Here is a 12,840-nt window from a genome sequence, read left to right as displayed (position 1 = left end):
CAATTTAATTATACTTTCGCGTCCAACTTGAAATCTTTAGTTGAATAACACCAAAAAAAGCTTCTTTAAAAATACTGGTACTCATTTTTGAAGTACCTTCTGTCCGGTCTGTAAAAATAATCGGTACTTCGACCACATTAAACTTATATTGTATCGCCGTAAATTTCATTTCTATCTGAAAGGCATAGCCCACAAATCGAATTTTATCAAGCGGTATACGCTCAAGAACTTTCCGTCTAAAACACACAAAACCGGCTGTAGCATCTTGGATATTGATTCCGGTGATAAACCGTACATAAACAGATGCGAAATAGGACATCAAAACCCTATTCATCGGCCAATTAACGACATTGACCCCTTTGATATAACGAGATCCGATACTCATATCTGCACCATCTAAGCAACTTTGTCTTAAACGAATTAGATCTTCTGGATTATGGCTAAAATCTGCGTCCATTTCAAAAATAAACTCATATTCTCGTGCTAATGCCCATTTAAAACCATGGATATAAGCAGTGCCAAGTCCTAATTTCCCTTTGCGTTCCTCAATGAACAAACGTCCTCTGAATTCCGCTTCAAGCGATTTTACGATTTGTGCAGTCCCATCTGGAGAACCATCATCAACGATTAAAATATGAAAAGGTACTGAGAGTGAGCATACTTTGCGAATTATTTTTTCAATATTCTCTTTCTCGTTATATGTAGGTATGATAACTAAACTATCGGCCACTTTAAAAACATTTTGTGTGTGGTAAAGTTACTAATTTTATTGGGATTTTGACGTGCGTTTAATTGGTATAATGAGGTGTTTTGCAAAATAAAAAAGTCCACTATTTTGCAATAGCAGACTTTTATTAACCAATTATAAACTTAAATTATGAGACTACAAATATAGGATAAAGGAATGGTAAACCAAACTAATTTGCGGGTTGATGCGTCTTGATAACACAAAAATTACAAATACAGCGATTAGCGATCGACTTCGCCTAATACGATGTCCATAGAACCCAATATAGCGATCAGATCAGCAATTAAGGTTCCTTTTCCTAATTCAGGTAAAACGGAAAGATTGTTAAAACTCGGACCTCTTGCTTTCACACGCTTAGGAATGTCTGTTTTTTCTTGTGTTACAAAGTAAAATCCTAATTCACCTTTCGGATTTTCTGCTCTTACATAATAGTCCTGTGCTTTTAAATTCACCTTTTTAGGTACAAGTGCTCTTGGGTCAAATGTATCTGTACGCGGAAATTCTTTTAATAGTCTTTCCAAGCATTGTTCGATAATCTTAACAGATTCTTTTACTTCATCGACCCGGATTTTGTATCGGTCCCAGCAATCTCCGAGCGCTCCCATCTCTCCTTTTCCAACAGGGATTTCGAAATCAATTTCTGGATAAACAGAATAACCGTCAATTCTTCTCAGATCCCATTTGATTCCTGAAGCTCTTAACATCGGACCAGAAACACCATAATTGATCGCGACATCTGCAGGCAACACACCAATATTTGCTGTTCGGGATATGAAAATCTGGTTCTCGGTCAACAGTTCATCGAGTTCGACCAATTTTGGTTTAAAATAAGTTACAAATTCAGCACACCTTTCTTCAAAACCTACCGGTAAATCGTAAAATAAGCCTCCAACCCAAATGTAATTATAGAGCATGCGTGAACCGGATACCCATTCAAGCATATTCATGATATGCTCCCGATCTCTAAAACACCACATAAACGGCGTAAATGCACCTATATCAATTCCATAGGTACCGATACCAATTAAGTGCGATGCTATTCTATTTAATTCGCAGACCAGAACACGTACATATTCAACTCTTTTTGGTATTTTATCGTCGATACCGAGCATGCGCTCTACCCCCATTACAAATGCATGGCTATTATTCATCGATGATAAATAATCCAGACGATCTGTAAATGGAATACTTTTACCATAATTCATTGATTCCGCATGTTTATCAAAACAGCGATGCAAATAGCCTAAATGTGGAATGACTTCTTTTACAAGCTCTCCATCTGTAATCAATTGAAGCCGAAGCACGCCATGGGTAGATGGATGTTGCGGGCCCATATTAATAATCATTTCTTGAGAGCCAATGCTATCTAAATGTTGTTGGTATTTTTCTAAAGCTGCAGTATACTTCGTATGCGACATATTTTTGGTTATCCAGTTCTTATTTTATTTAATTGCTATGCCATGATAACTTTCAGGGTCTTGATAATCCTTTCTTAAGGGGTATCCTTCCCAGTCATCAGGGAGTAGAATACGTCTAAGATCAGGATGATTCGTGAAAAATATACCCATGAGATCAAAAGCTTCCCTTTCATGCCAATCTGCAGTTTTCCACACTGCGGCTAACGATGGTACTTCGGGTAATTGCTGTAAATCACGATCATTTGCAACGGCAACTTTTAACACCAAAGTGTGTTGGTATGGTATAGAGGTCATATGATAAGTTACCAAAAATCCAGCATCACCTAAATCAACTGCCGCAATATTATTTAAAAAATCAAAATAGAAGCCTTCTTGATCCCTCAGGTAATAACAGATTTGTTCTAAAAATGATTTATTAACAAATAAAGCAGACTGCAAACCCGATTCCTCAATCTTTTCGATAGCCTCTTCCCCGAACTGCGCAGTTATTGATTTTGAAATTTCGTGTATATTCATATACTATGGTGCTAAACGGGTTATTTTCCATGAATCTGAAACTTTCTGAAAAGCAATCCGATCATGCAGGCGGCTTGAACGCCCTTGCCAGAACTCCATATATAGTGGTTTAATTAAGTATCCTCCCCAAAATTCGGGACGAGGTACTTGCTCCTGGTCTTTAAATTCTTCTGTTAGACCTGCCACTCTTTCTTCTAAAAAAGTACGGTTTGGAATGGTATCACTTTGAGGTGAAGCAATAGCGCCAATACGGCTTCCTTTTGGTCTTGACTGAAAATATTCATCAGAGTCTTCTACTGGTAATTTTTCTATCAATCCCTCAATACGTACCTGACGTTGCAATTCTGGCCAGAAAAATAGTACGGCAACATGAGGATTAGCATCCATTTCTGTTCCTTTACGGCTATTAAAATTTGTAAAAAAACTAAAACCGTTCTCTTTAAGATCTTTAAGCAAAACAATTCTGGAAGAAGGTAGGGAAAACTCTCCTACGGTTGATAAGACCATTGCATTGGGTTCAAGAACCTCACTATGAACAGCTTCGTTAAACCATCTTTCAAATTGCACTAAAGGATCATTGCTTACTTCGCTTTCACACAGATTACCTAATGCATAATCTTGTCGAATAGCGGCAATATCTTTATGTTCGATTGCCATGACTTTGATTTTTTGTATGTCACAAACATACTAAATTCACTTATTTTTATCGACTAATCTAGTATAAATTAATCTGCAAAATGACTTTGGCATTAATTTTATTGTATAATAAGTCTAATATGTATCGCAATGTTTAACGAACTTGACCCAAAGGCTGGCTGTTTATTAATATCTGAACCTTTTATGCTCGACCCGCACTTCGAAAGATCTGTGATTTTATTGTGTAATCATAATGAAAAAGAAGGTACTTTAGGATTTATTCTAAATCATAAGGTTGTGGGCTGTATCGGTGATTTGGTTGAAAAAATAGCGAATTGCACATTTCCACTACATATTGGTGGACCTGTAGCACAAAATGAGGTATTCTTTATCCACTCAAGATTTGACTTATTGTTAAGTGGTGACGAAATTCGTGAAAATATCTATTTCGGCGGAGATCCAGAATTGCTATTTTCACTTATTAATGATCATAAGATAAAAGAAGATGAAGTCAAGTTTTTCTTAGGGTATTCGGGCTGGCAACCAGAGCAGTTAGATAAAGAAATTAAGGAAAATAGCTGGGCTGTACAGAACAAGTTTTCAACGGGATTGGTGTTTGAAAAAGATACAGAACTACTTTGGAAACAATCTGTTATGAGTCTGGGACCCAAGTATGCTCATGTGGTTAATTTTCCGCAGTCTCCTAGTCTAAATTAAATTGTAATTTTTATGAATAATATATAATATTCACTATTTTTTAGTATATTTGTGTCATTAAGCAGAGTCCTTACGTTTTAAAACATATCAATTTTATCTTAATTCGAGATATGGCTTTCACCTTTGAATTTATTTAATGCGCTGACTTTTGTTTACTTAAACTGCTATAAATTGAGTAGTTTAATATGGTTTAATATTAATTTTAAATAAATAAATGAGTAGTTCAGAAAGTTTTAGCAAAAAAGAAAAAGAGAAGAAAAAGTTAAAAAAGAAACAAGATAAGGAACAAAAGAAAGAAGAACGAAAAAACAATACCGATAAAGGTAAAAGTTTAGAAGAAATGTTTGTTTATGTCGATGAATATGGAAATATAACTTCTACTCCTCCTGATCCAACAAAAAAAACAAAAATTAACGTAGAAGATATCGCGATATCAACTGCTAAATATGAAGCAAACCCTGAGGATTTAATCAAATCTGGTATTGTGAATTTTTACAATACAGACAAAGGTTTTGGTTTCATTCGTGATCTCAAGACTCAGGATAAAATATTTTTCCACGTTAATGGTCTGATTGATGCTGTTAAAGAAAACGACAAAGTAACTTTTGAAACTGAAAAAGGATTGAAAGGTATGAATGCCGTAAATGTTAAATTGCAAAAATAACATTCAAGGTTAACGATATTAAAAAAGGGATTTAATTCATTAAATCCCTTTTTTAATATCGTTATTTTAACAATTTTACTTCATAAAGATCCTTTCGTCGATCCTTCATCACCTTGACGGTTCCATATTCATGCAGGTCACGAAGTGCATATAAATCGACATCTGCAATTAGCACCATCTCGGTGTTTGGCGTAGCCTCTGCTTTTATCGCATTATTTGGAAAGGCAAAATCCGAAGGTGTAAATACGGCCGATTGTGAATATTGGATATCCATATTATTGACCCGAGGTAAATTTCCTACAGATCCGGCAATAGCCACATAACATTCATTCTCAATTGCGCGAGCCTGTGCACAGGTTCTAACACGGATGTAGCCATTCTGTGTGTCTGTCATAAAGGGTACAAATAAGATCTGCATTCCTTGATCGGCTAGAATACGGCTCAATTCTGGAAACTCAACATCATAACAAATCAGTAAACCTACTTTCCCGCAATCTGTATCAAATACTTTCACTTCATTACCTCCGGTCATTCCATAATATTTACTTTCATTGGGAGTAATGTGAATCTTTTTAAATGAATCCAGTTTACCGTTCCGGTGACAGAGGTAAGATATATTATATAGTTTCTTGTTTTCCATGATGGGCATGGAGCCAGCAATGATATTGACATTATAGGAAACAGCAAATTGTTGGATTTTATCAATAATTTCTGATGTCTTCTCTGCTAGTTTTTCCATTGCCAACCTTTCAGGCAATTCATTATACGGACTCATTAACGGTGAATTGAAAAATTCTGGAAACATAATAAAATCTGTTCCATAATCGCTCACGGTATCAACAAAGAATTCAATTTGATCAAAAAAGGCATCAATATTGTCAAATAAACGCATTTGCCACTGTACTAAACCTAATCGAATGGTTTGTTTGGTGGTAGAAATAGAACGTGTTTCTGATTCGTAATAGATATTATTCCACTCCAATAGGGTTGCAAACTCCATCGATTCTGAATCTTCGGGAAGGTAATGCTTCAATATCTTTTTGACATGAAAATCATTGGACAATTGAAAGGTTAACGTTGGATCGAAAATTTCTTTACGTTTCACTTTTTCAATATATGTCCTTGGACTCATTTTATCTGAATAATTGTGATAATTGGGGATCCTTCCTCCTGCTACGATAGATTTTAAATTCATCTGCTCACACAGTTCTTTACGTGCATCATATAAGCGCCTTCCTAATCTTAATGCACGATGATCTGGATGTACAAAGACTTCTATACCATAGAGTGTGTCGCCATCGCTGGTATGTTTTGAAAATTTTCCGTCATCAATAATTTCATAATAACTATCGTATATATTACTTTTTTTTGAGTTTAAAATGATGGAAAGTGCGCAAGCTACAACATGACCGTCGATTTCTACACATAATTGTCCTTCAGGAAACATATCGATTAAATCGACAATATTTTCTCTTGTCCAGACATCTCCTACTCCTTGGTAAGCTTCGGTCATTGACCTTCTCAAATCAACATAATCTTTCTTCGTCAAGTTCCTGACTTGAATATCCATATAATATAATTTTAGTTATCTAAATTTAAACAAAATTCAAGCCTAAAAGCACAGTTCATGCGATATAAAAGAAAAAGAGCTAAAACCTACGGCTTTAGCTCTTTTGTAGAAGCTTATTTATTGCATTTTACAATGCGAAAAATTACGCTTGACCAGTTGTTCCACCAAATGGGAACGCAACAGTTGGATCACCACCGATTACTTCTGCATCAGCAGTTTGGTTTCCAGCAGCAATAGCGTCAAAGCGAATAACATTATCTTGTAATGCACCTAACAAACGTTTAGCATGTTCTGGTGTCAAAACGATTCTAGATTTCACTTTAGCTTTCGGCACACCTGGCATTACACGTACGAAGTCAATCACAAACTCTGTGTTTGAATGTGTAATGATCGCTAGATTTGAGTAGATTCCTTCTGCTACTTCTTCTGTCAACTCGATACTCAATTCGTTTTGATTTTGATTATTTTCCATAAAATTTATTATAAGTATTTAATATATGTTATTCTTATTATTTGCTAAAAGTTCTAAAGTCCTGTCCTGCTTCAATATTCAATAATGTTTCATAGATCAGGCGGATGACATTGTCGACATCTTCTTTGTGCACCATCTCTACAGTAGTATGCATGTAGCGTAAAGGTAATGAAATCAATGCAGATGGCACACCTCCATTACTGTATGCAAATGCATCGGTATCGGTACCTGTAGAACGTGATGATGCTTGACGTTGGAAAGGAATTGCATTTTTTTCTGCTACCTGAACCAATAATTTGTTTAAATTAATCTGAACTGCCGGAGCATAAGATAATACAGGTCCTCCTCCAGATGATAAATCACCCTGTGTAATCTTGTTAATCATTGGAGTCTGAGTATCATGTGTAACATCTGTAACGATCGCAACATTTGGTTTGATACGCTGTGCAATCATTTCAGCTCCACGTAGACCGATTTCCTCTTGAACAGAGTTTACGATATATAAACCAAATGGTAATTTCTTTTTATTTTCTTTGAGTAAACGCGCTACTTCAGCTATCATAAAGCCACCAGCACGGTTGTCCATAGCACGACCTACATAATAGCGGTCATTAAGGATGCTGAACTCATCTTCATAAGTAATAACACAACCTACATGAATACCCAAAGCTTCTACTTCGTCCTTGGAAATACAACCACAATCTAAAAAGATATTTTTTAATGTAGGTGCTTCTTCTTTCTCTCCTGAACGTGTATGTATTGCTGGCCAACCGAATACCGCCTTTACAATACCTTTATCAGTATGAATATTTACTTTTTTAGATGGTGCGATCTGGTGGTCGGAACCACCATTGCGAATCACATAAATTAAACCGTCCTTCGTGATATAGTTAACGAACCAGGAGATCTCATCAGCATGTGCTTCTATAACAACTTTATAGTCAGCTTCTGGGTTGATAACTCCTACAGCAGTACCATAGTTATCCGTGAATGTTTCGTCTACATACGGCTTTAAATAATCTAACCATAAGCGCTGTCCCTCCCATTCAAATCCAGTTGGTGACGGATTATTAATATATTTTTCAAAAAAAGAAATCGAGTCCTTTGTTACTATTGAAATATGTTTATTTTCTTTCTTCTTCTTGTCTGCCATGCTCCTAATTTTATTTCCGATGTCAAATTATGAAAAATTATAGTAACCACAAAAGTAAAAATTGAATTTATTTCATCTGTGCCCATATTGGGCACTTTTCTTGCTTTTTTAGCTTTATTCCGATGCAATCATGAGCTGAAAATGATTTTAAACATTATATTTACGCTTGTAAAAAAATTAATAGACAATATGGAGAATTTATTCAGCGTCATACATTGGAATTTAGATCCTGAAATATTTAAAATTGGCACTTTTGGTCTTCGTTACTATGCTTTATGCTGGTTAGCGGCATTTGCGGTATCGTATATGATCATGCTTAAAATATTCAGAAATGAAAATAAGAGTCAAGAATTATTGGATCAATTGAGCATTTATATCTTTCTAGGAACTTTAATTGGCGCTAGATTAGGACATTGTCTATTTTATGAATTTGATTATTATAAAGATCATTTATGGGAAATGGTATTACCATTTAAATTTGTAAATGGTCAATTTCAAATGACTGGATTTGCAGGTTTAGCTAGTCATGGTGGCGCGATAGGTATATTGGTCGCATTATACTTATTCTGCAGAAAAACGAAAACAAACTTTCTTTGGCTGGCAGACCGCCTTGTAGTGGTTGTACCAATTGCAGGAGCCTTCATCCGTTTAGGTAACTTTTTCAATTCGGAGATTATTGGTACACCTACCGATAAACCATGGGCGATTGTTTTTGATCATGTAGATCAAGTGCCTCGTCACCCAGGACAACTTTATGAAGCTATTGCCTATATCATCATCTTCTTTATTATTGTTTACTTATTCAAAAATAAAAAGTTGCAAAAACCCGGAGCATTAATGGGACTCTTTTTTGTCTTACTTTTTTCTGCTCGACTTTACCTCGAAAGTTTCAAAATTGACCAGGAAGCATTTGAACAAGGAATGGCTTTAAATATGGGACAGCTCCTAAGTATTCCTTTTATATTAGGTGGACTTTATTTTATGTTTAGAAAGCCTAAATAAGTAAAACGTTAATTAGAGGATCTTTAAGATTGATATAAAAAAAGCTTAGCATAGGATGTGCTGAGCTTTTTTTATGTGGAAGGTATACCTTTTGTGATTGCTTCTTTTCTAAAATTCAACGTGTCTAATATATACTATAGCCATCGTTTGATAGTACTAATGCATTAAACTGTTCTACTACTATATGCGTTGACAAATGCTTGTTACATTTTAGAGACATCATCGAGGTAAAACACGATCTATCCCCTCTATTTTCTGGCTAAAATATGTCAATACTGATTTAAATATTTTAATAAAACCAAAAGGAGACTTTAATTTGATAATAACAGGTGCTGTAATTTACAGTGAAAAGCAAACAAAAAAATCGGCTAGAATGAAATCATCCTGTTTTAATAGTATTGTTACAATTCTAAAAAAAACCTTATCTAAGTAAACAGATAAGGTTTTTATGGTTAAATATAGTTCAACCTATTTAGAATTTGATCCTATATTAGTTAAAGATATAACGAATACCAACTTGAGCAGACCATCTAGAAGAAAGATCTTGAACATAATAAGGTACATTACCATTAACGTTCGCCAATCTATACGTAGGTTTCTTAGTGGTCCCCTCATATCCAGCGAATGTAACTGGTATAAAACTATTGTCAAAGAATCCTCCGGAACCATTATACTGTTTACCCCAATCATTATTTAATAGGTTTCCAACATTCATGATATCAACCGAAAGTTGTAATTTATTTTTTGTACTACCAATATTGGTAAATAAATCTTGAACAATCTTTAAATCAAATTTATGAGAGAAAGGTGTTCTAGCTGCATTTCTTTCCGCATATTGACCTCTTCTGGATTTTAAATAATCATTTGATTCAATAAAGCTATTGAGCGCATCCCATTGTTGCTGTGGGGTTTGTTCTTTATTTTGGACAAATGTAATCTCTGATTGATCTTTCGGAATGTACATTAAGTTAAACTGATTACTAGGTGAAGATGCATACCCCGTTAAGTTTCCACCAGCTAGATAAGAGAATCTAGCCCCTGACTGTCCTGTATAAACTAAAGAAACTGATGTCCCAAGATGTTTAAGGTACTCTTTCGAGAATGATAAAAATCCAATTACACGACTTCCCGTACTGAATGGATTGTGTGCAAGAGTCACATTATTTGAACCATTTACTGAAGCAACCCGGTACCAATTTGATTGATTCTGAGAGGAAGTGCCGGAAATTAGATCCTTGGCTGCTGTATAGGTATATGCTACTGATGCATCTAAGCCAAACAAGAAACTTTTTGATAATGACGCAGTAGTAGACCAAGAATAGCCCTTATTGACATTATTTACATAGATAACTTCACTGTAGTTATCTAATACACGACGGTTATTGTTATTGGCATCATACACAAGACGGTTATCCGCTCCTTCTAATGTTCCAATTGGTCTCTCTAAATTTATATCTCTAAAATTGAATGCACTTAAATTCTTCGAATAAATCAATTCTAATGTTGCTTTGATGCCATATGGTAGCACTTGATCTATTCCTCCTGAAAAGCGGGCAATTTGCGGTAATTTTAAATTACGGTCAAGTACCGTAATATTTCCGGATGGAGTAACAGTTCCTTGATATTTAGGCAATTTATTAACATCGCTAATAAACGGAACATTAGCATCGGTACCGTTACCAAGATTATTACCACCTAGTAATGCTCCACTTTGCGTAAAGGCGCCTGCTGCCCATACAAATGGAACGCGAGAAGTAAATATTCCCATTCCCCCACGTACTATGGTAGAGCGATCTCTATTCACATCCCAGTTAAAACCTATTCTAGGAGAAAACATCAAGGCAGGACGTGGCATACGGTTGGTTTGAACATCGTACTGCTTAGCTAGGATAGAGTTGTTAAAATCGGTATTTTCCAATGGTTTATCCAAATAAATTGGAATATCTACACGTACACCTGCAGTAATTTTTAAATTATCCTGCATTTGAAATTCATCTTGAACATAGAATCCCAATTGAACTGCATTGAATTTGGCACCCTGACGAGGATCATCAGTATTACTATAGCTGAATTGCATGCTATTGGCCATGCCACGTTCAAAATTCTCAATTGCAGTATAGGGTTTTCCTGTTGCAGGATTTACATCTCCTACTTTAGAATCACTGAAAACAAATGCTCCATTCGAATTTCCTGTATAAGCATTATACATCTTGTAGAATTCATTTTGTGTACCAAATGTCAATGTATGAAGACCTTTATACCACGTTAAATTATTAGATAATGTATATACATCCTGGTCCAATTGATTGATATTACTAAATGGATCTGTTCCCAAATAATAGTTACCTGTTACCGTAGTTGGTTCTCCATTTACCTCAATTTGTCTTGGAACATTTATACGAACATTCGGAAATAAGGGATTTTTATAACTTCTCGCATCTCGAACTCGTGAATAACCTGCAATAAAGCTATTAGCAAATGAATTACTGATACGGCTACTAAATTCCAAGGTGAGCGCATTAGATTTAAAATCTTTTAATATGGCACCATTACCAAATGTCAGTGATGTAGCTGTACGAGTATTGCCAACATCTGTACCGTCTACGTAATTGTATCTTAATGAAAGTTTGTTTTTTTCGTCAATATTCCAGTCCAAACGCGTCATAATTTTATTGGACTTATTTTCATCTACTAGGTCTGTAAAAGAACCTGCATCATAACCATATTTATTCCGAGCAATATCATAAATACGTTGCGCATCGGCTTCTAGTAAATTCGATCCGGTTGAACCAACTTGAAAATTTTCTGGAGTTTTGCTTTTTGTATGCTCATAGTTCACAAAGAAGAATAATTTGTCTTTAACTATTGGTCCTCCAAGACGTACTCCATAAGTTTTCTCAGAAAAATCAGCTAATCTTGTCCCCTTTTCATTATCTTTTAGCAAAGCATTTGGAGTCTTCCCTGTTAAGCTTTGATTTCTAAAATAATGGTAAACTGAACCTTGAAATTGATTGGTTCCAGACTTGGTAACCGCTGAAATCCCTCCCCCTGCAAATCCACTTGAGCGGACATCAAATGGTGCCACCTGAACAGACATCTGTTCAATGGCATCTAATGAGATCGGACTGGTTCCACTACCACCTCCGTTTAATCCATTTGAGTTAAGTCCAAAAACATCATTCGTAACTGCTCCATCGATAGTGAACTGATTGAACCTATTATTCATACCACCGATGGATACCGATTGTCCTTTTACATCAGCTTGTGGTGTCAATCTTGTAAAATCTTCAATTGAGCGTGAAACCGTAGGTAAATTTTCTAACTGTTTTCTAGAGATAGACGTTTCAGCACCAGTTTTTAAATTTTTTGATCCTTTAGTCCTTGTAACAGCTACTTCATCAAGCATAGTTTCGCCTGAACCAAATTTACCGTTAATAATGTACGGTTGTCCCAATTGAATATAAACATCATTATAAACGATCGGTTGTTGTCCTACATAGGTAATTTCTACCTTATAAGGACCTCCTACACGCATTGCAGGAAGATTAAAACGACCGGCAGAATTTGAAGATCCTGTGTACGCTGTTCCTGATGGTACATGGACTGCTTTAATGGTGGCTCCAGAAGTAATTTGACCACCAGATTGTGTTACTAAACCAGTCATGCTACTTGTTGTTACTTGAGCGTGAATGGTACCATAACTTGCTAATACAAGCGCAAAAAAGAGTAAAGGTCTTTTCATAAAGAAAATTTTTGTTATAAATATGGCTCAAAAGTATAAAGAGAATTTAACATTGAAAGCACTTAACAAAAACTTAACCTACTCATAACAAGAGTCTTCAATTGGATGCTTTTTTATTTAAATAAGTAATAATTGATAAATTGAGAATTTTAACAAAAATTAACATTCGTTTTTATAATTATAATAATTGATGCATTCAATA

At 35.2% G+C, this 12,840-nt stretch carries 11 protein-coding genes; 3 read left to right on the top strand and 8 right to left on the bottom strand.

Annotated features, from left to right (window positions below; all coding sequences use genetic code 11):
- Nucleotides 1-4: 4 nt before the first annotated feature.
- The 4 genes from EDF66_RS00465 to pdxH all read right to left on the bottom strand — a co-directional run bounded on the left by EDF66_RS00465 (nucleotide 5) and on the right by pdxH (nucleotide 3,339).
- Complete coding sequence (locus EDF66_RS00465) at nucleotides 5-730, bottom strand: polyprenol monophosphomannose synthase (RefSeq protein ID WP_132768240.1); 726 nt, start codon at nucleotides 728-730, stop codon at nucleotides 5-7.
- A 239-nt stretch (nucleotides 731-969) separates the two neighbouring features.
- Nucleotides 970-2,166, bottom strand: coding sequence for an NADH-quinone oxidoreductase subunit D (locus EDF66_RS00460; RefSeq protein WP_132839773.1), 1,197 nt, complete (start codon nucleotides 2,164-2,166; stop codon nucleotides 970-972).
- 24 nt (nucleotides 2,167-2,190) lie between these two features.
- Nucleotides 2,191-2,682 (bottom strand): NADH-quinone oxidoreductase subunit C, encoded by a 492-nt coding sequence (locus EDF66_RS00455; protein WP_132839772.1) that lies wholly within the window; start codon nucleotides 2,680-2,682, stop codon nucleotides 2,191-2,193.
- Between the two features lie 3 nt (nucleotides 2,683-2,685).
- Nucleotides 2,686-3,339, bottom strand: a complete 654-nt coding sequence (pdxH, locus tag EDF66_RS00450; RefSeq protein WP_021188222.1) for a pyridoxamine 5'-phosphate oxidase — start codon at nucleotides 3,337-3,339, stop codon at nucleotides 2,686-2,688.
- A 129-nt stretch (nucleotides 3,340-3,468) separates the two neighbouring features.
- Between pdxH and EDF66_RS00445 the strand changes: the two genes are divergently transcribed.
- A complete protein-coding gene (locus EDF66_RS00445) occupies nucleotides 3,469-4,035 on the top strand; it encodes a YqgE/AlgH family protein (protein WP_021188223.1) in 567 nt (188 codons plus the stop codon).
- A gap of 214 nt (nucleotides 4,036-4,249) precedes the next feature.
- Nucleotides 4,250-4,699: a cold-shock protein gene (locus tag EDF66_RS00440; protein ID WP_021188224.1), complete on the top strand. Its 450-nt coding sequence runs from the start codon at nucleotides 4,250-4,252 to the stop codon at nucleotides 4,697-4,699.
- 61 nt (nucleotides 4,700-4,760) lie between these two features.
- On the opposite strand, the gene EDF66_RS00435 is transcribed toward EDF66_RS00440, so the two are convergent.
- The 3 genes from EDF66_RS00435 to EDF66_RS00425 all read right to left on the bottom strand — a co-directional run bounded on the left by EDF66_RS00435 (nucleotide 4,761) and on the right by EDF66_RS00425 (nucleotide 7,894).
- Nucleotides 4,761-6,269: a carbon-nitrogen hydrolase family protein gene (locus EDF66_RS00435; RefSeq protein ID WP_132768247.1), complete on the bottom strand. Its 1,509-nt coding sequence runs from the start codon at nucleotides 6,267-6,269 to the stop codon at nucleotides 4,761-4,763.
- Between the two features lie 142 nt (nucleotides 6,270-6,411).
- Complete coding sequence (locus tag EDF66_RS00430) at nucleotides 6,412-6,741, bottom strand: DUF3467 domain-containing protein (protein ID WP_021188225.1); 330 nt, start codon at nucleotides 6,739-6,741, stop codon at nucleotides 6,412-6,414.
- 37 nt (nucleotides 6,742-6,778) lie between these two features.
- Nucleotides 6,779-7,894, bottom strand: a complete 1,116-nt coding sequence (locus EDF66_RS00425; RefSeq protein WP_021188226.1) for a M42 family metallopeptidase — start codon at nucleotides 7,892-7,894, stop codon at nucleotides 6,779-6,781.
- Between the two features lie 189 nt (nucleotides 7,895-8,083).
- On the opposite strand from EDF66_RS00425, the gene lgt reads away from it, so the two are divergent.
- Nucleotides 8,084-8,896, top strand: coding sequence for a prolipoprotein diacylglyceryl transferase (lgt, locus tag EDF66_RS00420; RefSeq protein ID WP_132839770.1), 813 nt, complete (start codon nucleotides 8,084-8,086; stop codon nucleotides 8,894-8,896).
- Nucleotides 8,897-9,386: 490 nt separating this feature from the next.
- Here the strand turns inward: lgt and EDF66_RS00415 are convergent, their stop codons facing one another.
- Nucleotides 9,387-12,638: a TonB-dependent receptor gene (locus EDF66_RS00415; protein ID WP_132839768.1), complete on the bottom strand. Its 3,252-nt coding sequence runs from the start codon at nucleotides 12,636-12,638 to the stop codon at nucleotides 9,387-9,389.
- Nucleotides 12,639-12,840: the final 202 nt, after the last annotated feature.

Source organism: Sphingobacterium sp. JUb20, assembly GCF_004342035.1.
Classification (GTDB): domain Bacteria; phylum Bacteroidota; class Bacteroidia; order Sphingobacteriales; family Sphingobacteriaceae; genus Sphingobacterium; species Sphingobacterium anhuiense.
Note: the sequence above shows the minus strand (reverse complement) of the source record. Positions and strands in the feature narration are given on the sequence as shown.